Below are 23110 nucleotides of genomic sequence, written 5' to 3' on the forward strand. Positions count from 1 at the left end.
AAAATTAGAAAAGCGAACTTATTCATCATTTAATTAAAACAATTTTTTAATAATTTCTTCTTCACTTATTCCTTCTGCATCTGCTTTGTAATTTTTCACAATACGATGACGTAAAATACCTGTTGCTACCGATTGAACATCTTCTATATCTGGTGAAAACTTCCCATTTAAGGCAGCTTGTGTTTTTGCTGCTAAAATAAGGTTTTGAGACGCTCTTGGTCCTGCTCCCCAATCGATATAAGTTTTAACAAAGTCGTTTGTTAATGGATTATCTGGTCTAGTTTTACTAACTAAGGTTACGGCATATTCTATAACATTATCTGCTACTGGAATTTTACGAATTACGTTTTGAAAATCGGTAATTTCTTGTGCTGTGAATAATGAATTTACTACAGGTTTAAAATCGGAAGTAGTTGCTTTTACAACATCTACTTCTTCTTGAAAAGAAGGATATTCTAATTTTATTGCGAACATAAAACGATCTAACTGCGCTTCTGGCAAAGGATATGTTCCTTCTTGTTCAATAGGGTTTTGTGTTGCTAAAACGAAATACGGTAATTCTAATTTGTAATTATGTCCTGCTACGGTTACTGATCTTTCTTGCATTGCTTCTAGCAAAGCAGCCTGTGTTTTAGGTGGTGTTCTGTTTATTTCATCTGCCAAGATAATATTTGAGAAGACGGGTCCTTTTATGAATTTAAATTGACGATTTTCATCTAAAATCTCACTTCCTAATATATCTGATGGCATTAAATCGGGTGTAAACTGAATGCGTTTAAAGTTTAGTCCTAACGCTTTTGAAATGGTATTTACCATTAATGTTTTTGCCAATCCTGGAACTCCTATTAACAATGCATGTCCGCCAGCAAAAACACTTAACACAATTTGATTTATTACTTCATCTTGTCCTACAATAACTTTTGCAATTTCTTGTTTTAATGCTTTTTGTTTTTGTACCAATTGCTGAATAGCTGCTACATCTGACATATTTATTTTTGTGTTTTTAAGTTTAATTTTACAAGTTACTAAAGTAATAAAAAATACTTACAAAAAAGAAAGACAATAACTATTTAGCCCTGACAGAAGTGATATCCTTTTATTTTGAAGAAATAAAAGATAAAAGCGAATGGCAGGAAATACATTTAAGAATTTACCTAAGCCATTCGCTTTTAATTATTGTTTAAAAAAAAGATTACTTTTTTAACCAGTTATTAGTAAAATCGCAGTCTCTGTAATCGTCTCCTATTTTAATATATGTTTCTTCTATTTTCTCTTCTGCCCATTTTGCAATAGCTTTAATTTGCTTATCGCGAAGTGCTAATTCTTTAATTTTTAAATAATCTTGAGCAAAATCTGCTTTGTGTTCGCCTATTCTATTGTTTACTGTAATTAATTTATAGAATTTACCTATTCCTCTTTCTTCTGAAAGTATTGGTAGAGAAACTTCTCCATCTTTTAATTCTGAAACTTGTCCGTACAATGATGGATCCATTTTTGTCAACTCAAAACGCGGTTCTAATGTTCTTGGGTTTAACAAAACACCTCCGTTATTTTTTGTTTCTTTTTCATCAGAGAAGGTTTTTGCTGCTTCTTGAAATGTTATAGTTCCGCTTGTTATTTTAGAACGTATTAATTCCACTTTTTCTTTTGCTTCTTTTAACGCTTCTGGAGTAACTTTTGGACTCATTAATATGTGTCTTAGCTCTATATCTTGTCCTTTTATTTTTTCAACCATAATAATATGATATCCAAAAATAGTTTCAAATGGTTCTGAAATTTCTCCTTCTCCTAGTGTAAATGCTACGTCTTTGAATTCTTTTACAAATGATGTTTTACGGTTTATTTTATAAAAACCACCATTTGAACTAGATGCTATGTCTTCTGTATACAAAACTGCTCTACTAAAAAAGCTGCTTTCTCCATCTAATACTTCTTGACGAAGTTTTTTTAGTCTGTCAATTACTTTTTGTTTTTCTTCTTCTGAAACTACTGGTTTAACAACGATTTGTGATACTTCTACTTCTGCACCAAAAAGTGGAATTTCGTCTTCTGGAATTTCTTTAAAGAAATTGCGAACTTCTTCTGGTGTAATTTCGATACCATCAATGATTTTCTTTCTCATTTGGTCTGTTAGCTTATTGTTTTTGATTATATCAAAAAAGTAAGCTCTAAACTCATCTAAATTTTTCTTTCTATAGAATTTAAGTACTTTATCTATTGATCCTACTTGTTCTACCATTGCATCCATTTGCTCATTCATGAATCCGTTTACTTCTTCATCTGACACAATAATACTGTCTTGAATGGCTTGATGTGCGTATAACTTATCTTCTAATTGTTTTCCAAATAATTCGCAACGGGTAATTTCTTTTATATCTACTCCTTGCGCTTTTAATTGAATGTATTCTAAATCTATGTCTGAATCAAGAATAACATAATCTCCCACAACACCAACTACTCCATCAACCTTTTCTTTTTTTGCTTGTGCCATTATTACTGCTCCTGAAAGCAAAAAAAGTGCTAGTATTGATTTTTTATTTATAAATCTCATATTTATTATTTTTGATAGCATCATTTGTAATTTCCTTTTCTATTGTATTTATTAATTCTAGTTTTCTATTGTTTATTATAACTTGTTTTATTGTTGGTCTTAAAAATTGTAATGGTGCTGTACTATTTTTTGGCAGTACTTGCTTTACTTTTACCAACCATACTGTTGACGAATCTGGATATTGATAATTAATTCCATCTGATAAATATTGTTGTTTATTTTCAAGATTTATGAATGGTAATTTCTCATATATTTGATTAACATCTACCCAAACAGAATCATTAAAGGCATAACTTTTAAATTGTATTGATAATTCTTCTAGCTCTTTTTTATCTTTGGAAGCAAAGGAAGTAAACTTTGCTTTAATTTTTTCAAATTTTGGATTTTCTTTAACTAAATTAATATAGCGAAGTTTCACTAACTCTGATGAATTTTTAAAAAAATCTTTATTCTTTTCATAGTATTGTTTTATCTCTTCTTCTGTAATTATAGTATCTATTTTTCTAATTACTAATTCTTCAATATATGCTTTTGTGTATAAGTCTACTTTATATTGCTGAATTAAAGCATCAAATTCTACTGTTTTATCTTTACTTAAATTAATTTCGGCTCCTTTATATAATAGTTTTTGTGTTGCCCATCTATCTATATAAGCTTTAATAATAGCAATACTATCGTTTTTAGATGTTTCTTTTGGTATTAAATTTAAGATATCTTCCTTATACAAATAATCATTTCCAACTCTGGCTATTGCTTCGGGTTCTTTTGGCGTTTTAAAATATTCGCAAGAAGTGGTTAGTACAACTAATATGATTATTTGAAATAGTTTCATTATTTTTCTAATTGTCCTTTTATATTATTAAATACATCTTGATTTACTTGAACGGAAAATTCTTTCTTTAATTCATTAACCCAATTACTCTCTAAATATTGTTGATAATCGCCTATTAATTTTCCTTTACATTCATTAAATTCTTTTGGCTGAGGCTCTTTTACTTCTTTTACATTCGCCACAAAGTAATAACCATCTTTTGAAACAACTGAAGTTATTCCTTTAGATTTTACATTAAATGCTGATAAAACATCGTAATCTTCTTCAAATTCTCCCGATTTCACCATTACATTTACTTTTTCCTCTGTATTCAATTTTTCTTTAATGTATTCTAATGTTTTTCCTTTTTTCAAATAAGATTTTGCTTTTTTGATTATTTTTTCATCTGTAGAAGACAATAAATCTACATCTAATCTTTTCTTCCACATATAATCTTTTTCATGTTCTTTATGGAACTTAAATAATCCTGTTGTATCCGTTTTTGCTTTCGTCCATATTTCTTTTTCCATTAAATCAAATAGCAACAGACCGTCTCTATATTCGTCCATAACATATTTAAATTCTACAAATTCTTTTTCTAAGTTATTATCGTAATACTCTATCAATTTTTCATCCATCCACTTTTCAAAAAGTTCATCTATTAATTTTGAAATTGGTTTTGTTTTAATTCCATTTTTTTGTTGATTAAGAATATATTTCACAAAATCTGGAGTATATAATTTTCCATCACCATTTATAACAGCTATTTCTCCTTCAATTCCTTTTTTATCTTGTGGAATTTCCCATTTTTCATTGTAGTAATCGTTTGTTACAATCGATTTTATTGCAGTTAAAACATTATCATTTTTCTCAAATGAATATTTAGCTCTAACTTTTTTTGCTAATGAATTTGTAATTAATAATGAACGTTCATCTCTTTTTACTTTATTTTCTAACTCATATCGCATTTCTTCCAATGATTGCACTGGATGTTTTTCTATTAGTTTAACGATATGCCATCCGAATTGTGATTGAAATGGTTCAGAAATTTGATTTTTATCTTTTAGTCCAAAGGCTATATTTTCAAATTCAATTGAGGTTAATTGTCCTGTTCCAAATCGTTGTAAAAGACCTCCTTTTGCTGCACTAGATTTATCTTCTGAGAATTGATTTGCCAAGCTCTCAAAACTTTCCCCTTGTTTAATTTTTTTATAGATATCTTCTATTGTTTGTTTTGCTTTCAATTCTAATTCAGCATTAGGCGTAGCTGGTTTCATAATCATTATATGAGACACTGTAACTTCTCCTCTATTCTCTCTTTTATCAGTTACTTTTAAAATATGATATCCAAAACGAGTTCTAAATGGATTTGATGTTTTTCCTACTGAGGTTTTATATGCTGCTACTTCAAACGGATATACCATTCTAAATGCTGAAAAATATCCTAAATCTCCTTTATTTTCTTTTGCAGAAGGATCTTCAGAAAAACGTGAGGCTAAATCATCAAAATTTTCTCCTTTATCTATACGTTTTTTTATATCTACTATTTTATTATATGCTTTTAAAGTGTCTTCTGCTTTAGCATTTTCATCTACCATTACTAAAATATGCGACGCTCTAACTTCTTTTTTTATTCTATCATATGCTTCTTCAACTAACGCATTAGTTACTTTAGAATCATTTAAATAGTTTTTAGCTAATTGAGTTCTATATGAATTTAATTCATTTTGATATTTTGTATTGTTTTGTAAACCTAATTTATAAGCTTTTTCTACTTTTAATTTATATCCTAAAAAAAGTTCTAAATATTTATCTAAATCTTTTTGAGAATCATCTTTAACTAAATCTAAGTTTTTATTATAAACTCTTAAAAATTCGCTTGTATAGTATGGATGATTATCTATTGTAAATAATATTTCTTTTTCTTGAGCAGATAAAAAGAATGACGAATAAAAGCATATTACTATGAATACAAAATTTTTCATACAAAATTTATTTATTTTATTTCTAACCAACAAAAATAATAATTCAAATGTATAAACCAACTATATGTTGTACTATTAATAAAAAAATTAAGTAAATAAAAAAGCATCAATTTCTTGACGCTTTTATGACTTTAAAAATATAGTCTCATTTTTACAATAATAAATTTATTATAGTTCATTTCTCAATTCTTTTTCTCTAAGTACTTGCTATCTTGCTTTTATCAATTTTGATTCTCACACACCTTCTCTATTAATCAATCCGTTAGTAGTAGCTCTATTTTCAACCATCCATGCTATAATAGATTTAGCTTTTTTATTAGAAAGCTCTTCATTATAATAGTTATAAAATTTTAACCAAATTACTTTCATCTTTTTTATTGGATTTATTTTCTGTACCACTATAAAGTGGACAAAAGACAGAAAGACTATCAGTAAAAAAAATCTGTTTCTCATAACTCTGTTTTATTTTAGTTATACCATAAAATATACTTTTAACATCTATTACATCTTATTATAAATAATATTTAGACAAACACATTTAAAACTATTGTAAAAATAAACCGATCTCTTTATCTAAAAATGAGTATAAATACCTGTTTTGAATTCTTTAAAAGAAAGAATGAGCTAATTTCTTTAATATACTTTATAAATAAGGTTTCTATAATTTCATTATTTTTTGTTAATAAGTGACAATCAAATAGTGATAAAGACTTTTTTTTATAATGTAATAAGTGTAAAAACTTATATTTGCAAAAAATATTTTGATGAGCTTTAAAGACGAAATAAAAAGAAGAAGAACGTTTGGGATTATATCACACCCTGATGCTGGTAAAACAACTTTAACAGAAAAATTACTTTTATTTGGTGGTGCCATACAAGAAGCTGGTGCAGTAAAAAGTAATAAAATAAAAAAAGGAGCCACTTCAGATTTTATGGAAATTGAACGTCAAAGGGGAATTTCTGTAGCTACATCTGTATTAGCATTTAATTATAAAAACAAAAAGATTAATATCTTAGATACTCCTGGACATAAGGATTTTGCCGAAGATACTTTTAGAACACTGACTGCTGTCGATAGTGTAATTGTTGTAATTGACGTAGCAAAAGGTGTTGAGGAACAAACAGAAAAATTAGTAGAAGTTTGTAGAATGCGTAATATTCCTATGATTGTTTTTATTAACAAATTAGATAGAGAAGGAAAAGATGCTTTCGACTTACTGGATGAAGTAGAACAAAAATTAAAATTAACAGTTTGTCCTTTAAGTTTCCCTATAGGAATGGGGTATGATTTTAAAGGAATTTATAATATTTGGGAGAAAAACATCAATTTATTTAGTGGTGACAGTAGAAAAGACATAGAAGATACTATTTCATTTACTGATATTCTTAATCCTGAATTAGATACAATTATAGGTCAAAAACATGCTGACAAACTAAGAGAAGAACTAGAGTTAGTTAATGAAATATATCCTGAATTTGACAAAGAAGCTTATTTAAATGGAACTTTGCAACCTGTTTTCTTTGGTTCAGCCTTAAACAACTTTGGTGTTAGAGAATTATTAGATTGCTTTATTGATATTGCTCCAACTCCAAGAGCAAAAGAATCAGACACAAGACTTATTCAACCTGATGAAGATAAATTTAGTGGTTTTGTTTTTAAAATCCATGCTAATATGGATCCTAAACACAGAGACAGATTAGCTTTTGTTAAAATTGTTTCTGGTACGTTTGAAAAAAACAAACCTTATTTACACGTAAGACAAGGTAAAAAAGTAAAATTCTCTAGTCCGAATGCATTTTTTGCTGAGAAAAAAGAAATTGTAGATATTTCTTATGCTGGTGATATTGTAGGACTTCATGATACTGGAAACTTTAAAATTGGAGATACGTTAACTGAGGGAGAAAATATGATTTTTAAAGGCATTCCTAGTTTTTCACCTGAGCATTTTAGGTACATAAACAATGCTGATCCTTTAAAATCTAAACAATTAGAAAAAGGAATAGATCAATTGATGGATGAAGGTGTTGCTCAGTTATTTACTCTTGAAATGAATGGAAGAAAGGTAATTGGAACTGTAGGAGCATTACAATATGAAGTGATTCAATATCGTTTAGAACACGAATATGGTGCGAAATGTAACTATGAAAATTTTCCAGCTCATAAGGCTTGTTGGGTTAAACCTAAAGATCCGAAAAGCGAAGAGTTTATGGAGTTTAAAAGAGTAAAACAAAAATTCTTAGGCCATGACAAATATGGTCAACTTGTTTTCTTAGCCGATAGTGAATTTTCAATTCAAATGACACAACAGAAATACCCGAGTGTTGAATTATTTTTCACTTCTGATTTTAGAACGATATAATACTAAACAAAAGAGCTGCAATGAATTGCAGCTCTTTTGTTTTATAGAAATTAAATATTATTTATTCTTTTTTTGCTCTCTTGCCAATAATGTATTTTTTAAAAGCATTGCAATAGTCATAGGTCCTACTCCACCTGGAACCGGTGTTATATATGACGCTTTTTTAGACACAAACTCAAAATCCACATCTCCTGTAATTTTATATCCTTTTTCTGAGTTTTCATCAGGAACACGTGTAATACCAACATCAATAATTACAGCATCATCTTTAATCATTTCTGCTTTAAGGTAATTTGGAACTCCTAATGCAGTGATAATAATATCTGCTTGCGATGTTATTTGATTAATATTTTTAGTATGACTATGTGTTAATGTAACTGTTGAGTTTCCTGGAAATCCTTTTCTTCCCATTAAGATACTCATTGGTCTTCCTACAATATGACTTCTTCCTATAACTACAGTATGTTTTCCTTTTGTTTCAACATTATATCGTTCTAACAATTCTAAAATTCCAAATGGTGTTGCAGGAATAAATGTTGTCATGTCTAATGCCATTTTTCCAAAGTTTTCTGGATGAAATCCGTCAACGTCTTTACTAGGATCTATTGCCATAATAATTTTTTGAGTATCTATTTGCTCTGGCAATGGTAATTGAACTATAAATCCATCTATATTATCATCCTGATTTAGTTCTTTTATTTTTTTTAGCAATTCTGTTTCTGAAGTTGTACTTGGCATTTTAACTAAAGTTGACTCAAATCCAACTCTTTCACAAGATTTCACTTTACTTCCTACATAAGTTAAACTTGCCCCATCATTTCCTACAATAATTGCAGCTAAATGAGGTACTTTCTCGCCATTTGCTTTCATCTTTGCGACCTCAGCAGCAATTTCATTTTTAATTTCTTCCGAAACTTTTTTACCGTCTAATAAGTTCATTGTGTTGTGTTGTTGTTTACTAATTATCCTTTGAAAACTATAAAAAATTGTTATAAAAAAGACGCGAATTTTCGCGTCTCATTTTTTTATCTCATTCCTTTCATTCCGCCCATCATCTTCATAAGATTTTTTCCTGCTCCTCCTTGCATCATTTTCATCATCTTACTCATCTGATCAAATTGCTTCATTAATTGGTTTACTTCTTCTACTTTTCGTCCTGCTCCTTTTGCAATTCTTGCTTTTCGTTTTACATCTATTAATGATGGTTTACTTCTCTCTGCTGGTGTCATCGATTGAATAATAGCTTCTATATGTTTAAAAGCGTCATCTTCAATTTCTACATCTTTTAGGGCTTTTCCAGCTCCAGGTATCATTCCAACAAGGTCTTTCATGTTACCCATTTTCTTAATTTGTTGTATTTGTGATAAGAAATCATCAAAACCAAACTCGTTTTTAGCAATTTTCTTTTGTAACTTTCTTGCTTCTTCCTCATTATATTGTTCCTGAGCTCTTTCTACTAAAGAAACAACATCTCCCATTCCTAAAATTCTTTCGGCCATACGTGATGGATAGAAAACATCAATTGCTTCCATCTTTTCACCTGTACCAATAAATTTAATAGGTTTATTTACTACTGATTTAATAGAAATTGCTGCTCCACCACGCGTATCTCCATCTAATTTTGTAAGGATAACTCCATCAAAATTTAAACGATCATTAAATGCTTTTGCAGTATTTACCGCATCTTGCCCAGTCATCGCATCCACTACAAACAATGTTTCTTGTGGTTGAATTGCTCTATGAACGTTTGCAATTTCGGTCATCATTTCTTCGTCTACTGCTAAACGACCAGCAGTATCGACAATAACAACATTGAATCCGTTTGCTTTTGCATGCTTTATTGCATTTTGAGCAATTTCAACTGGATTTTTATTTTCTGGTTCTGAATATACTTCAACTCCTATTTGATCTCCTACAACATGCAACTGATTAATAGCGGCTGGACGATAAATATCACAAGCAACTAATAATGGTTTTTTATTTTTTTTAGTCTTTAAAAAGTTGGCTAATTTCCCTGAAAAAGTTGTTTTACCAGAACCTTGTAGACCAGACATTAATATTACAGATGGATTTCCAGATAAATTAATTCCTTCTACATCTCCTCCCATTAATTGAGTTAATTCGTCTTTAACGATTTTAACCATTAATTGTCCTGGTTGAAGTGTAGTTAGAACGTTTTCTCCTAATGCTTTTTCTTTTACTCTTGTTGTAAAATCTTTTGCTATTTTAAAGTTAACATCGGCATCTAATAATGCACGACGCACTTCTTTTAAAGTATCGGCAACATTTACATCTGTAATTTTACCGTGTCCTTTTAATATATGAAACGCTTTATCTAGTTTATCGCTTAAATTATCAAACATATTTGTATGTGATTTTAATAAGTTGCAAAGATAGTATAAACTGTAAAAGTTTCAAAGTTAGAACATAGTAAAATTATTTTTTTAATGCTATTACTTATACACTTAAATATTGTTAGAAATAAAATACATTATGATTTAACAAACTTTTTTTAATGCTCACCATAACCTACATCATCCATTTTTCCTTTAAATACTCTATATTGGATTACGAAATAAACAATTACTAATAATATTGCAATAACAAACCAATAAACACCAACGGAAAGTCCATAATTATCAGCCGCTACATTATAAAGTGTTAAAGATGGATTTACTTTATTTGTTGATGGTAATAAATTTGGAAAAATAGAAGCAACTGTTGATGCTAATCCACCAACCAAGAAGAGCGTTGAAAACATAAAACCTTGTCCATCTTTCTTGAATGTTTTTACTTTAAACAAACCAAACAGCCCTATGAGCATAATTATAGGCAACAACCAAAGAAATGGATATTTAAAATAATTATGAAACGGTTTTGGTTCTATAATATGCCAAACGAATAAAGAAACAATTACTAATGCTAAAAGCACAAAATTCAATTTAAAGATTACATTTTTTAATTTAGTATTAATATCGGAATTCGTTTTAAAAATAATCCAATTGGCACCATGAATTGTCAAAGCTATTACACTTATAACACCTAACAACAAGGTAAACCAATCTATAATACCTAAATGATTTGCTTGTGGACTAAAAGTAGGATTCCATAAGGGTAGGAAAAAATAATGTGGTTCTACTGTAGAAACTCCATTTTCAACCATTCCTAAATTTACTCCTCTCACTACATTGCCAAGTGCAACGCCAAAAAACAGCGCTAAAAGTAAACTAGCTATTCCAAAAGCTTTATCCCAAATAACTTCCCACATAGGATGATGAATTTGTCCTCTTAATTCTAATCCGATAGCTCTAAAAATAAGCAACCATAAAATCATAATTAAAGGCAAATAAAATCCACTAAAAGAAGAAGCGTACAAAGTAGGAAAAGCAAAAAACAAAACACCTCCTGTAGCTATAAGCCAAACCTCATTTGCATCCCAAAACGGACCAATAGCATTAGTAATTGCTTTTTTATCCTTTTCATTTTTTGCAAAAAAGAAATGTACAATACCTGCTCCAAAGTCATAACCATCTAGCACTATATAAGTAGCTAACATAATTATTAAAATGATATACCAAAAAAATTCCATAGTTTAATGTGTTTGTGGTCCTTTTCTAATGATTTTACCTACTAATAATAGGAACAATAAGCCTAATAAAAGATATAAACCAATAAATCCTAATAAAGTAAACAAAGTATTTCCAGAGGAAACTGTTGGAGAAGCTCCTGCTGATGTTCTTAATAAATTATATACTAACCAAGGTTGCCTTCCTAGTTCTGCTGTGTACCAACCTGTTGTATTAGCTATATATGGAAATGGAATTATAAATACTAATGCCCATAAAATCCATTTTGTAGTATAGAGCTTTTTCCGAATTAATTGAAAAACAGCAAAAGCCATTAAGCCTATAAAGATAGTTCCCAACCCAACCATAATATGATAAGCATAATACAACCCTGAAATATTAGTTGGATGTACTTCTTCTGGATATTCTTCTAATCCTTTTATTTCTTGTTCCCAATTCCCATAAGTTAAAAAACTTAAAATATTAGGCACTGCAATTTTATTATCTAGTTTTTTATTTTTCACATCAGGCTGTCCTATCAAAATAATTTCCGAACCTCCTTTTTCAGTATGAAAAATCCCTTCCATTGCTGCAAACGTTACGGGTTGATATTTTACTACATTTTTAGCTAACATATCACCTGTAGGCATGGCTACAATTAAAGAAGATATTAAACCAAAAATAACCCCTGTTTTTAAAAATAGTTTTCCAAATTCTATATTTTTTTTGTTTAAAATATAGAATGCTCCTACTCCTGCAACTACAAAAGAGCTAGTCACTAAAGAAGCTGCTTGATTATGTAAATAAGAAGGCCAAAGCCAAGGATTAGTAAATAATGCACTAAAATTATTTAAAACAAATTTACCATTGGTTAAAATTTCATATCCTACAGGGTTTTGCATCCATGAATGAGTAGCAATAATCAGAAATCCACTTGCCCAAGATCCCAAAAAGACCAGAAAACCTGTGAGAAAGTGCATTTTTTGTCCGAGTAATTTTTCTCCAAATAAAAAAAGTCCTAAAAAGGACGATTCTAAGAAAAAGGAAAACATACCTTCCATTGCTAAAGTTTGTCCGATAATACCTCCTGTTAACTCTGAAAATTTTGCCCAATTAGTTCCAAATTGAAATTCCATTGGAATACCAGTAACAACTCCCATAGCAAAATTAAGTGCAAAAATACGCATCCAGAATTTGGCTGCATCATTATAGTGTTCTAATTGTGTTTTGATAAATTTCCACTTGAAATAGACTATCATTAAAGAAAGTCCCATGGTTAATTGTGGAAATAAGTAATGAAACGTGATAGTAAATGCAAATTGCATTCTATCGTAGAATAACATTTCTTCCATTGTAGTTGTATTTTTACAAATTTACGGAACAATGACTAGAATGTAAGTAACATTTGTTATCTATTTTTCAAAAAAAATCCATCAAAATTTGATGGATTTCTATTACTATAAAATAATTATTAGTCTTCTTTTTTTGCTTCTGCTTTCGTTTTTTTAGAACAACAAGATTCTTTAGCTTCTGTTCCACAAGACTTTTTTTCTTCTTTAGAGCATTCTGCTTTTTTCTCTGTTTTCGCTTTCTCTTTTTTAGTTGTCTTTTTCTCTTGAGCACTCACTCCTACAGAAAACAACAATGACAACGCAACAATTGATACAATTTTCTTCATGATAATTTTATATTAAAGTGTCTATTTTTTTATTGTTTCTCAAATATATATAAAATTATTTAATCATACCCTATAAATTAACCACCAATAAACTCAATTATAAATTCCGAGTCGTTTAATTCTGAAATTCATATTAATATTTTAAATTTAGAACAGTGTTTCAAATTACTGGCAACGGTTCGGATATTTATGAAAGACGGAAAATCCAGTTTTGTACTATCGCTTGATAGAAATACAAATGTTGAATTTATAACTCTTAGCTTGCTTTTCATAAATACCGTGTTGTGCGTTCGTTTATTATTCAATTTTATTCAAAGTCCAAATGATTGCTTTTTCTTTTGTAGCTCTAAAAATGGTCGTGTGTTTTTCTTTAGGCTCGTCAGAATATTTCCACATTAAATTTGGTACAGTTTCAGTTTTAAAAATGTCGGCTAATTGTTTAGTATAAGGTGAAACGTCAGTAGCATCAGAACCTGCAAACCAAAGTCGCTTTTTCGGTGTTGGAAATTTTGCCAAATGTTCTTTTGCTGTTCTAACTAAATAATGATTATTCCACCATAACGATGGGTCAAAAGCAATATAACTGTCAAACATTTCAGGTGTTAAAAAGAAAGTTTCCATTACAAAAAGTCCTGATGCAGATTCTCCAATGATACTTTTTTCAGTCATTGTTCTGTATCTTTTATCAATTTCTGAAAAAAGCTCGTCTTTTATAAATGCTCTAAACTTTTCTGAACCACCAACAACAGGTGCAATTTCTTTGTCTTTTTCCACTTCGGTATAACCCGTCAAGTCTCTTCTTCGTTGAGTGTTCTCTATACCGACAAGAATTAAAGGTTTTATCTTGTTCTCCTTTATAAGTTTAGCCAAAGTATTAGCAATATGAGGAAAATCTTCCTTTATTCCACCGTCTGCCATATACATTACAGGCAAAGAGTCGTTACCTGTTTTATAATTTTCAGGTGTCCAAACATTAATTGTTCTCTCTTCCCCAACTTGTTTAGATTGAATTTTAAAAGTTTCATGCTCTGGAATTGGATCATTTGGTTGCGAAGCGTTTGAACAACTTACGCAGAACAAAATTCCGACAAGTAAAGTGTAAAAAATGTTTTTCATTATCTATTTAATTTTTATATTTTTTTTGTGCATAAGTTTAGGTAAAATGATGCACAACGATCTCAGCTATGAGTAGTTTCGTAAATTTAAGATAAAAGATTTCAAGTACAAAACTCCTCATGGAATTTTCGAAGACTCGAACACTTGATGCGAACTGACGTAGCAAAATTCCGAACACAAGCCATAACAGCTGTTGTGCAAATTATTTATATAAGGTTCTGAATAATACCTAATTACTTTGTCATTTTACACATAATGTTTAAAATTATATAGCCTTTATTCAGAACGAATCAGTATGTTACACAACAACTTCGCGTATGAGCAATAGCGGATATTATATACTTAACTGTTCAGTTTAAAAAATACTTAAATGAAATGAAAAACGGTTCAAGTTACCACTTAAACCGCTATTATTTATGCACATTGTTGAGCGTTCGTTCTTTTTTAATTTGGAGAATGAAGTCCCATTTTGTTTCCTTCCGAGTCATGGAAAATGGCAAAAAATCCACTCTCGTCAGCGTGAGGTGTTTTAGGTATAATGATTTTCCCACCGTTACCTCCTACTTTATCAAGAATGGTCTGTAAATTATCTCCACCGTTCAAATAAATAGTAACTCCTTTAGCAGAAGGTTCGTAACCTTCTCCTTTTATAATAACTCCTGTAACCATCTGGTCTTGATATGAAAACAAACCCATTTCCATACCTGGAAATTCTATTTTTTCAATATCCACTCCTAAAATTTCCTTATAAAAATTGATTGCTCGTGAAATATCCGTTGCTGGGATTTCAAAAATTGAGATGTAACTGTTCATATTCTTTACGTTTTTTGTATTTGTTTCTTTAGTTTGGCTTTGTTCAGAAGTTGAAGAATCTTTGTTTTTACAAGACACAATACATAATGTCATGGCAATAATTACAATAAATATTTTTTCTTTCATTTCTAGTTTGTTATTGATAGAACAAAATTAGCAATAGAAAGTCGTGTTAAATTGTAAAAATGCGACACCTTTAAACTATTTGTAAAAAAGGGCAGAAAGAGCCAAACTTTCGTGAGCAAGAAACTCTTTGGGGTTTATTCCCGTAAATTCTCTAAAATCTTTTATGAAGTGGGCTTGGTCAAAATATTCACTTTTATAGGCAATATCGGTCAGATTTTCCGACTTTTGGTTAAGCAACATTTTTAAAGCGGTTTGTAGGCGAATTAGCTTTCCCAATTGTTTAGGACTTACACCAATTTGTTTTCTGAAGTTTCTTTCAAGTTGTCTTCGTTTTGTGGGTTCATCTTTAAAAATTGAAGTTATTGAAGCACTTCCGTTTGTAGATAGAAGGGAATCAATGGTGTTTTTTACAATTGTATTAATTGTCTTTTCCTCATTGAGCCTGTCCAAAAGAAATTTTTCGATAATGCTTATCCGTTGTTCCGTGTTTTCCGCTTTAATTATTTTTTGTTCCAAATCATCTACGGTTTCTATTCCAAAAAGCTGATTTATAGGTGTTTCTTTATTCACTAAATTTTTAATTGGTTCAGAAACAAAGTTGGCAAATCCATAAGGATAAAACCGGATAGCAAATGTTTTGACAAAACCTGTTGGTTCAATGTAAAAAGGCTCAATTGTTTGTCCGAGTACCATTGAACGAGGTTGAAGTATAAATTCATTTTCGGAAGTGTACCGTTTTATGTCATCTCCAAGAATAAATGCCATTTCAATGCAACCGTCTGGTACGATTCGTTGCTTTTGTGGTTCGGTTTGCATTGGTACTTCCAAAGTCCAATAACAGCTAATAAGCGATTTTAAGTCTGTATGTGGTTCGTATGTTTGATAGTCCATATATTTTTGGAAGTTTTTCAGCGTGACGCACAACGGTTTGCCTTGCTTGAGGCAGTTACGTAAATTTAAGACAAAAGTTTACAAGTACAAAACTCCTCGTGAAATTTTTGAAGACTCGAGCACTTTGTACGAACTGGTGCAACAAAATTTAGAGTATCAAATTCAAAAGTTGTCACTGCGTATTCTTTATTCGGAAGTTCTTCATTTTTAATTCGGTCAATTTCATTCCTAAAATTATTATCAGAATTATTGTTTTTACAAGAAATTGAAAGTATTATGATTATCGAATAAATTGTCTTTTCACTTGAATATGTTTTAATTATAGCTAACGTCAGTTTGTCTAAAAATCTTCATATGTATTACGTTTTATTTAAAATAAAAATAGCTGATTTAAGCTATTCTATTTTTATTAATTGTTTTAAAAAGTTAGTTTTTAGAAGAGTTGTGCAACAGCTACCTGTGTTAGGCAACGTTTTTTATTCTGAACTGTTCTTTTTTATCAAGTCAAGAGTAAAATTCATTTGTGTGTCTTTTTGGTTTAAATAATCCTCAAAATTTTGATTCACGTTAAAATCAGGAATAATTCCTCGGTTGTAAGCTTGGTTTTTTTCTTTCGGAACATCTTGTTCTAAATTTACGATAGAAAATGATGTTGAAATTTTAGATTTCGGAAGGATATAGGTAAAAGGTGTATGTCCGTTGTGTCCATAGTAGCCTCCCATTGTTTCCTCTCCAATTACAGTAGTATTGCTATTCCCTGCGACCATAGAAGCAAATAAGCTTCCTGCTGAAGCAATTCTTGGGCTTATGAGCAAATATATTTTTCCTTTAAATGCTTGTTTGTTCGGTGTTCTTATTTTGTGATCTTCGCTTAAAGGACCTTGATAAAAGCGATTTTCTTTTTCTGTGTAAAATTCTTTTTGAAACCATTTGTTGTATTTCCCAACGCCTAGAAATCTCAAAAATGAAGGGATTTTACTTTCTATATATTTTAAATGAGGGATTTTTTTAAAACTTATCCAAGCTTGCTTATTTTCTGAAAAATTTCGGTCGGTCAAATATGAGTATGTTACTAAATCATTAGGGTCTGTTCCACCACCATTATAACGAACATCTACAATTAAATTTTTTATATCATTCTTTTTTATAGCTGTAAAAACACTATCTAAAAATGAAACATATTTTAGATGTCTGGAATCTTCTTCATTTCCCATAGAAAAACTATTTATAGTTAAAACACCTGTTTCTTTGCCAATTGATTTATAAATGTAGATTTCATTATCCTTCCAATCTTTATAATTCACATCATCGTAAGGTTTTGAAAATCTGTTTTTTACATTTACATAGTAGTTTTTATAACCAATGCTTTTAATAGTTATTTCGTTTATTTTACTTGATTTATTTTTCTTATATTTTACTAAAAATGTATCTGTTAATCCATAATTTAAACGATAATACTTACTAAAACTATAATTTATTCCTATTTGCTTTCCTGTTTTATTTATTCCGTCTGTAGTATAGTATTTATAGAGTTTTTTTATAATATCTTCAATTTTTTCATTGTTGATTGATATGATTTCGGAGCCTAAAGGAATTTCTCCTTTTTCAAAATTAATAATCCATTCGCCTTCAATCCATTTTATTGGATATGGGAAATAACCTTTTTTTTCAGCTCTTAAAGATTGATTTAATTTCTCTCGAATAGATGTATTATTATGCACACTGCCTTCAAAATCTGTTAGCTGTAAAATGATATTATAAAAATCTCTATAGGTAGAAGATTTATCGATTTGCATATTTGCCCAATTATATATGCTATCGATTTGTTGTGCTGTTCGGTATTTGTAAAGTCCAGAATTTGTCTTTAATCGGATTTCTTTAAACACTTCTAAATCTTTTCGCATTTTCTCTTGTGAAAAAGCATCGTCTATGGATTGTGCAAATAATAGGCTGGGAAGTATGGAAAAGAGAATTAGGAAATAAGCCGTTTTTGTCATTTGGTTTTATTTTTTTTCCAAATGTAATGCTCTTACAATACTACCATTTGTATAATGTTGGCAATTATTGTTTTCTGATAATACTTTGTTGGTAATTCTTAGGTGAAATTCCAACAAAACGCTTGAAGGTTTTAGAAAAATGTGCCAAGTCTGTAAAATTGTATTGATATGCTATTGTTGTAAGTTCTGTATTAGGTTTAATTGACATTTTACTTGAAAATACTTTTTTCATCAAAATGTAGTTAATTGGTGTCATCCCTGTTGATGCTTTAAATTTTTTCGCAAATCCATATTTATTAATATTCGCAATTTTCGCTAATTCATGTAAACTAAACTTGTCGTAAATATGATTTTCAATATAGTGGTTAATCTCCTTAAAATTATTTAAGTTTAATCCAGCATATTCTTTTTCGTTTTCTTGCGAGTAAGGTTTTAAGCTACTCATAAACTGACGTAGATAAAACTCGATGTTTTGAGTTTCTCGCTTGTCAATAGCGTTTTTAAGTTCTACAAATAGTTTGTTGGCATTTTTATTCTTTATTTTTCTATTAGTAAATTTAATATTCTTTCCATTTAATATACTTTTCATCAATTGACTAGAGATGTAAATAGTATCAAATTTCAATTGCGTTTTTTTGTCAAATAACGGATTAGAATGTATTTCGTAAGGATTAGTTATTGAAATACTACCAGCTTCACTAAAAAGGCTTTGATTTTCAAAATCAATTTGTTCAATTCCTTTATGGATTAGTGAAATACAAAACGTTTCGTGAAAGTGTTTTGGAAATTCGGTGGTTTGGTTTTCAATAGTTATATATTCTAAATCATCTAAAATCATTCTTGTTTTCTCGATGTTTTTTTATGTTGCTTAACGTCAGTTTGTCTAAAAACCTTCGTATGTATTACATTTTATTTTAAATAATTAAAGTAAAAATAGCTGATTTAAACTACACACAAAAACTTTTTTGGAGTAATGTTTCGTCTTTACAAAAGACGAAATTATATGAGTTAAAAACAACTTTTAAAAGCTATGCTATTTTTATAAAATGTACCAACCTCAAAAAACAAACCTCTTTTAGAAGGGTTATGCAACAGCTATCATTGTTGTAAACTGGCTTTAATCATATGCTATCCATTCTTTATTCAGTTTGTTATATTGCAAATTATATCCATAATACGATTTAAATCCAATACTATAATTTCCGTTTTCAAAAAATTTATAGGAGTATTTTGTTCCTAAAGCTGTCCATTTAGGAACATCTGATTTCATTTTCTGGTCTATTTCAGATAATGATTTTGGATAATCTCCATAATTCATTTTATATTTTTCTACAAGCTCAACGATATCTATTCCTTTTTCTTTAGAATATTCAATTTGCCAATTTCTAACAGGAATTGATAACAACCAAATAATTAGAAGTTGAGTAAATGAGATCATAAAATAATATTTAAGTTTTGATTTCTTTTTTTTGTCAATTTTTGCAGAAATTAAAATTCCAATAAACAGAATTGCTAATAACAAAATAATGTAGAAAACTACACTAAACACAAACTCCCAAGTAAAAGAAAAATTCCAAACATAAAGAGTCAAAATCACAAATGATAAAAGGATATAAACTATCAGTGTATTTTTATTTGGTCGTAAAATTCTATTCAATTTAGTTGGATTTTCAGCTTGTTTACAATGTTTAATGTATGAAATGTAGTGATTTAAAGTTACTACATTTCGGATTAGTACTTAGCCAAATTGCGATTTGGCGGTGCTTATAGAAATGCGTAAATTTTCAGTTTAGCACTTACTTACTATATTTTATACACGTGTTAGCACCAGTTATTTTCTTTTCATATTCCAAGTTCCTGTAGTTTTTATGTTTAGTGGAATTAATCCTAAAAATTTTCTAGCTACAGAAATTGTCCAATTACCTTTAAATGAATTCGTTGAATTGTTAAAAAAACCAACATACTGTATTTTAGGACCTTTTCTAGTAGTATCAATTTTAGCTTTATCTGTATTAGTTACACTATGACTGATTCGGTATTGCTTTGTAAAACTAATTCTCAATCCTTCTATTTTTCCATTAATATCAGCAGGTTCTGGATTTATTCCAAATCCACTTATATCAAAGGATAAACCTTTTATTTTATTGTTTAATTGAGATAATTCAGATTCATAAAAAATTTCTTTCCCTTCATTCTCTTTATATTCTTTCCCTAATGTTATAATTCCTTCCCATCTACCATTTAAGTCAATTCCGATTGAGTTTTCTTTAGGTTTAAAAGCTTCTTTTTTGTCTTTTTCGGACAACCATTCAAATCGCTTTAGCATATAGTCATATTTTCCAATTTCAGATTCATTTTTGGAATTAGCCATTTTAGATTTTATATGACTTAATATTTCATTTATTCTTTTATTACTCAAGTCTAAATGTCCACTTGAAAGTCCAGTATCCATACTTTTTGAAGCTCCTTCAATATACTCATCAAAGTATTTTATTCCTGTTCTTTCTAATAATTCATTAGCAAATAAATGAAAGCTGTTATATACTCCAAATGTTTCTTTTGCACATTTTGATAATTCTAGGTACAAATCAAGTATTAATTTTTCAGAAGAGTAAGAGAAGTCTTCTTTTATAATTTCACAAAGTTGCATTCTGAAATCATAATTTTTATCCTCAAAGTCATCTCCGTATTTTCCGTTCCAGTCAAATTTTATTCTGTCAAAATCTTTTTCAGAATAATTTTTTGCAAATGTCTGGATTTCGTTTTTTGTCATATTTCTAATTGGTGATAACGTCAGTTTGTCTAAAAACCTTCGTATGTATTAATCAAAGTAAAAATAGCTGATTTAAGCTACACACAAAAACAAATCTCGCTTAAAAACCAATTAAATAAGGGTGTTTTTTTATACGTTTTAAAATTGTTTTTGAAAATCCAAGGTTGTGCAACTGTTACTTGTGTTCTGTGCTATTTTTATTTTTCGGTTATTTTTTTTATTGCATTTTCAGTTGAATTTACATTATCAAAATATGTATTAATAATCAATTCTACTTTTTTATCATTCTTTAATGTATTCTTTAAAGTTGAAACTAAAAATTCATAATTAGTAAACTCTACTTTTGTTTCTAAAATATTTCGCAACCATTCCCACATTTTCTTTTTACCAATTTCTTTTTCAATAGCTATAAAAATTATTGGAGCATAATCATAAACATAAGTTTGTCTATCAGCAATGTCTGTTATAGATTTAACAATTGAAAAAGAATTAGGCTTAAAATCTTTTAAGTTTTCATACTTTGTAACTAATATATCTTGATATGCTTTTTCTCCTTGAATTTCTTCGGTCAATTTTAACGCCATATATTCTGTAAAACCTTCAGACATCATATCGCCTAATTCTGAATTAAATACCTTAACAGTTCCAAAATAATAATGACCTAATTCATGTGCTATCATTGGCTTGTAAAATTTTTGAGATTTTTCTTCAAATATTCCTGCTAATCCATATTCTCCCCAACCAATTCCCATAATTGTAGGATAGGATACAAAAAGCCAAGCATTTTTTATTGAAGTAGGAGTAGTGTTTATAAAAGTAGGAGTTTGATTAAATCTTATATTTAATTTTTGCTCGTAATATTTTTTATAACTAGAAACAAGATTTGAAAACTGGTCAATCTTATCTTGAGGAAATTTAGGATTTAAAATAACAATATTTCCATCATCTACAAAATCATATTTTCCACAATACAAAGCTATTTCTTTCGGTTCGTTACTAATTAGATGTGCTGAATTGGAACTTACTGGTTTATTTCCATTTGCGTAAATTGTAGAACAATCAATGCAATTTAATTCAATATCATAAACTACTCTGTCATAAGCAATATCTTTTTTTGCGTCATATATAATAGGATACCAAGCACTTTGACTTCCATCACTCCTTACTGACATACCATTAAACGCAATATTTCCTTTCCAATCTTGTCTTGAATAATTTTCAATTGTATCATTTGCTACAGGAAATTTACCAACATATCTAAATTGTAATTCTTCTGGCAAAAATTTACTTTTTCTATTATTATTAGGAAAATAATAAGCTAATGATTCTCCTGTTGAAGTTGAGTCTTTATCTGATTTATCATAAACAAGTACAAAATCTTCTGGTTTTTTACTTCTAATATGTAATAAATTCATACCTGAATTTAAACGAATTAAATAATCTTGAATTCTAGGAATATTACTTAATGTTAAGTCGCATTCAAAAGTTCCTTCTTTGATTGAAATATTGACTTTACCTTTCAAATGTGGTGCATTTTCTTGAGAAAATATTTTTAAAGAAAATGATAATAATATAAAACACGTTAATATTCTAAAATTCATTTTTATTTATTTTATAGATTGTATTCGTTTTTTAAGTTTCGGCAGCAAAATTACCGCCAATGTCAGTTTGTCTAAAAACCTTCGTACATATTACATTTTATTTTAAATAATCAAAGTAAAAATAGCTGATTTAAGCTACACACAAAAACAAACCTCGCTTAAAAACCAATTAAAATTAAATAAGGGAGCTTTTTTATACGTTTTTAAATTGTATTTAAAAATCCTAGGTTGTACAACAGTTACGGCTGTTGGCGGTAGTATTTTTATCGTTCGTTATGTCCTTTTCCGTCAAAAATTTTTGGTCTCGCTTTTTCAATTCTAGAAACTCTTGTTTTGGACTGTTTTGCATCTGAAAAGTGAAGTAAATAACCTCTTTGTCTCCCTGGTGTCAGGTTGTAAAATGCAGTTTTAAAATCAGAGTCGTTCTCAAATTCTTGTTCAAGTTCTCTGGATATTTCATATTCCGAAGTCTTTTTCATTTTCACTTCCAAACCTGTCTTTTCCACTTCTATTGCTTCAAAAATATAAGCTTTGATAACTGTTTTTAGATCATTGATTTGTACTTTATCAGTAAACCGTATTTGACGAGCCGATTGTACATTCTCTGTCTGTTGAACCAAAATGTTTTCGGTATCTTTTAGTAATGCTCCTTTATGAAAAAGTAAAGCACAATATTTCTTAAAACCGTGAATGAGGACTATGTTTTTTCCTTGAAAAGTATAGCAAGGGTGCATCCATTTAAAATCTTCATCAAGTCCACATTCCAAGCAGATTGCTCTCAATAAAATGGTTTCATCTTTCCAACTCTTTATTTTATCTATATATCTGTCAACCTTTTCCAT

Annotated in this window: 20 protein-coding genes; 1 reads left to right on the top strand and 19 read right to left on the bottom strand. The window is 29.2% G+C overall.

From position 1 onward, the window contains the following. Positions 1-33 precede the first annotated feature (33 nt). From LXD69_RS00090 to LXD69_RS18000, 5 genes are all read right to left on the bottom strand, one after another. Entirely contained in the window at positions 34-987 is a 954-nt protein-coding gene (locus LXD69_RS00090; protein WP_246916509.1) for an AAA family ATPase, read from the bottom strand. 205 nt (positions 988-1192) lie between these two features. Next, positions 1193-2551: a peptidylprolyl isomerase gene (locus LXD69_RS00095; RefSeq protein WP_246916511.1), complete on the bottom strand. Its 1359-nt coding sequence runs from the start codon at positions 2549-2551 to the stop codon at positions 1193-1195. Continuing rightward, entirely contained in the window at positions 2535-3383 is an 849-nt protein-coding gene (locus tag LXD69_RS00100) for a hypothetical protein (RefSeq protein ID WP_045972527.1), read from the bottom strand. The genes LXD69_RS00095 and LXD69_RS00100 overlap by 17 nt, the downstream gene beginning before the upstream one ends. Beyond that, positions 3383-5347: a peptidylprolyl isomerase gene (locus LXD69_RS00105; protein WP_246916512.1), complete on the bottom strand. Its 1965-nt coding sequence runs from the start codon at positions 5345-5347 to the stop codon at positions 3383-3385. Before LXD69_RS00105 ends, LXD69_RS00100 begins: the two co-directional genes overlap by 1 nt. A 234-nt stretch (positions 5348-5581) precedes the next feature. Next, positions 5582-5716, bottom strand: a complete 135-nt coding sequence (locus tag LXD69_RS18000; protein ID WP_255350306.1) for a hypothetical protein — start codon at positions 5714-5716, stop codon at positions 5582-5584. 395 nt (positions 5717-6111) lie between these two features. Between LXD69_RS18000 and LXD69_RS00110 the strand changes: the two genes are divergently transcribed. Next, a complete protein-coding gene (locus LXD69_RS00110) occupies positions 6112-7707 on the top strand; it encodes a peptide chain release factor 3 (protein WP_045972531.1) in 1596 nt (531 codons plus the stop codon). 57 nt (positions 7708-7764) lie between these two features. Here the strand turns inward: LXD69_RS00110 and LXD69_RS00115 are convergent, their stop codons facing one another. From LXD69_RS00115 to LXD69_RS00180, 14 genes are all read right to left on the bottom strand, one after another. After that, a complete protein-coding gene (locus tag LXD69_RS00115; RefSeq protein ID WP_045972533.1) occupies positions 7765-8646 on the bottom strand; it encodes a bifunctional 5,10-methylenetetrahydrofolate dehydrogenase/5,10-methenyltetrahydrofolate cyclohydrolase in 882 nt (293 codons plus the stop codon). An 86-nt stretch (positions 8647-8732) separates the two neighbouring features. Beyond that, a complete protein-coding gene (gene ffh / locus LXD69_RS00120) occupies positions 8733-10070 on the bottom strand; it encodes a signal recognition particle protein (protein WP_045972535.1) in 1338 nt (445 codons plus the stop codon). Between the two features lie 149 nt (positions 10071-10219). Beyond that, on the bottom strand, positions 10220-11296 hold the full coding sequence (cydB, locus tag LXD69_RS00125) for a cytochrome d ubiquinol oxidase subunit II (protein ID WP_045972537.1): 1077 nt from the start codon (positions 11294-11296) through the stop codon (positions 10220-10222). A 3-nt stretch (positions 11297-11299) separates the two neighbouring features. Further along, the gene (locus LXD69_RS00130; protein WP_045972539.1) at positions 11300-12625 is read right to left on the bottom strand and encodes a cytochrome ubiquinol oxidase subunit I; all 1326 of its coding nucleotides are present in this window, start codon (positions 12623-12625) and stop codon (positions 11300-11302) included. Between the two features lie 119 nt (positions 12626-12744). Then, the gene (locus LXD69_RS00135; protein WP_045972541.1) at positions 12745-12951 is read right to left on the bottom strand and encodes a hypothetical protein; all 207 of its coding nucleotides are present in this window, start codon (positions 12949-12951) and stop codon (positions 12745-12747) included. Between the two features lie 297 nt (positions 12952-13248). Next, positions 13249-14067 carry an alpha/beta hydrolase gene (locus tag LXD69_RS00140; RefSeq protein ID WP_246916514.1) on the bottom strand — a complete coding sequence of 273 codons (819 nt, stop codon included), beginning with the start codon at positions 14065-14067 and terminating at the stop codon, positions 13249-13251. Between the two features lie 444 nt (positions 14068-14511). Beyond that, complete coding sequence (locus LXD69_RS00145) at positions 14512-15006, bottom strand: VOC family protein (protein WP_045972543.1); 495 nt, start codon at positions 15004-15006, stop codon at positions 14512-14514. 75 nt (positions 15007-15081) lie between these two features. Next, on the bottom strand, positions 15082-15897 hold the full coding sequence (locus tag LXD69_RS00150; protein ID WP_246916516.1) for an AraC family transcriptional regulator: 816 nt from the start codon (positions 15895-15897) through the stop codon (positions 15082-15084). 476 nt (positions 15898-16373) lie between these two features. Beyond that, a complete protein-coding gene (locus LXD69_RS00155) occupies positions 16374-17894 on the bottom strand; it encodes a S41 family peptidase (protein ID WP_246916518.1) in 1521 nt (506 codons plus the stop codon). Positions 17895-17958: 64 nt separating this feature from the next. Next, positions 17959-18732, bottom strand: coding sequence for an AraC family transcriptional regulator (locus LXD69_RS00160; protein WP_045972549.1), 774 nt, complete (start codon positions 18730-18732; stop codon positions 17959-17961). Between the two features lie 279 nt (positions 18733-19011). Next, a complete protein-coding gene (locus LXD69_RS00165) occupies positions 19012-19332 on the bottom strand; it encodes a hypothetical protein (protein ID WP_246916520.1) in 321 nt (106 codons plus the stop codon). 393 nt (positions 19333-19725) lie between these two features. Continuing rightward, a complete protein-coding gene (locus LXD69_RS00170; RefSeq protein WP_246916522.1) occupies positions 19726-20667 on the bottom strand; it encodes a hypothetical protein in 942 nt (313 codons plus the stop codon). A gap of 197 nt (positions 20668-20864) precedes the next feature. Beyond that, positions 20865-22268 (bottom strand): hypothetical protein, encoded by a 1404-nt coding sequence (locus tag LXD69_RS00175; protein WP_246916523.1) that lies wholly within the window; start codon positions 22266-22268, stop codon positions 20865-20867. A gap of 263 nt (positions 22269-22531) precedes the next feature. Beyond that, on the bottom strand, positions 22532-23110 hold the full coding sequence (locus tag LXD69_RS00180; protein ID WP_246916525.1) for a YdeI/OmpD-associated family protein: 579 nt from the start codon (positions 23108-23110) through the stop codon (positions 22532-22534).

Origin of the sequence: Flavobacterium sediminilitoris, assembly GCF_023008245.1 — a bacterium.
In the GTDB taxonomy this organism is placed as follows: Bacteria; Bacteroidota; Bacteroidia; order Flavobacteriales; family Flavobacteriaceae; genus Flavobacterium; species Flavobacterium sediminilitoris.

Excerpts from the sequence above, each read along its gene's own strand:
- LXD69_RS00180 (WP_246916525.1), bottom strand. The coding sequence starts at position 23,110 with ATGGAAAAGGTTGACAGATATATAGATAAAATAAAGAGTTGGAAAGAT.
- LXD69_RS00095 (WP_246916511.1), bottom strand. The coding sequence starts at position 2,551 with ATGAGATTTATAAATAAAAAATCAATACTAGCACTTTTTTTGCTTTCA.
- LXD69_RS18000 (WP_255350306.1), bottom strand. The coding sequence starts at position 5,716 with ATGAAAGTAATTTGGTTAAAATTTTATAACTATTATAATGAAGAGCTT.
- LXD69_RS00110 (WP_045972531.1), top strand. The coding sequence starts at position 6,112 with ATGAGCTTTAAAGACGAAATAAAAAGAAGAAGAACGTTTGGGATTATA.
- LXD69_RS00175 (WP_246916523.1), bottom strand. The coding sequence starts at position 22,268 with ATGAATTTTAGAATATTAACGTGTTTTATATTATTATCATTTTCTTTA.
- LXD69_RS00170 (WP_246916522.1), bottom strand. The coding sequence starts at position 20,667 with ATGACAAAAAACGAAATCCAGACATTTGCAAAAAATTATTCTGAAAAA.
- LXD69_RS00155 (WP_246916518.1), bottom strand. The coding sequence starts at position 17,894 with ATGACAAAAACGGCTTATTTCCTAATTCTCTTTTCCATACTTCCCAGC.
- LXD69_RS00145 (WP_045972543.1), bottom strand. The coding sequence starts at position 15,006 with ATGAAAGAAAAAATATTTATTGTAATTATTGCCATGACATTATGTATT.
- LXD69_RS00150 (WP_246916516.1), bottom strand. The coding sequence starts at position 15,897 with ATGGACTATCAAACATACGAACCACATACAGACTTAAAATCGCTTATT.
- LXD69_RS00115 (WP_045972533.1), bottom strand. The coding sequence starts at position 8,646 with ATGAACTTATTAGACGGTAAAAAAGTTTCGGAAGAAATTAAAAATGAA.
- LXD69_RS00090 (WP_246916509.1), bottom strand. The coding sequence starts at position 987 with ATGTCAGATGTAGCAGCTATTCAGCAATTGGTACAAAAACAAAAAGCA.
- LXD69_RS00105 (WP_246916512.1), bottom strand. The coding sequence starts at position 5,347 with ATGAAAAATTTTGTATTCATAGTAATATGCTTTTATTCGTCATTCTTT.
- LXD69_RS00135 (WP_045972541.1), bottom strand. The coding sequence starts at position 12,951 with ATGAAGAAAATTGTATCAATTGTTGCGTTGTCATTGTTGTTTTCTGTA.
- LXD69_RS00130 (WP_045972539.1), bottom strand. The coding sequence starts at position 12,625 with ATGGAAGAAATGTTATTCTACGATAGAATGCAATTTGCATTTACTATC.
- LXD69_RS00165 (WP_246916520.1), bottom strand. The coding sequence starts at position 19,332 with ATGATCTCATTTACTCAACTTCTAATTATTTGGTTGTTATCAATTCCT.
- cydB (WP_045972537.1), bottom strand. The coding sequence starts at position 11,296 with ATGGAATTTTTTTGGTATATCATTTTAATAATTATGTTAGCTACTTAT.
- ffh (WP_045972535.1), bottom strand. The coding sequence starts at position 10,070 with ATGTTTGATAATTTAAGCGATAAACTAGATAAAGCGTTTCATATATTA.
- LXD69_RS00100 (WP_045972527.1), bottom strand. The coding sequence starts at position 3,383 with ATGAAACTATTTCAAATAATCATATTAGTTGTACTAACCACTTCTTGC.
- LXD69_RS00140 (WP_246916514.1), bottom strand. The coding sequence starts at position 14,067 with ATGAAAAACATTTTTTACACTTTACTTGTCGGAATTTTGTTCTGCGTA.
- LXD69_RS00160 (WP_045972549.1), bottom strand. The coding sequence starts at position 18,732 with ATGATTTTAGATGATTTAGAATATATAACTATTGAAAACCAAACCACC.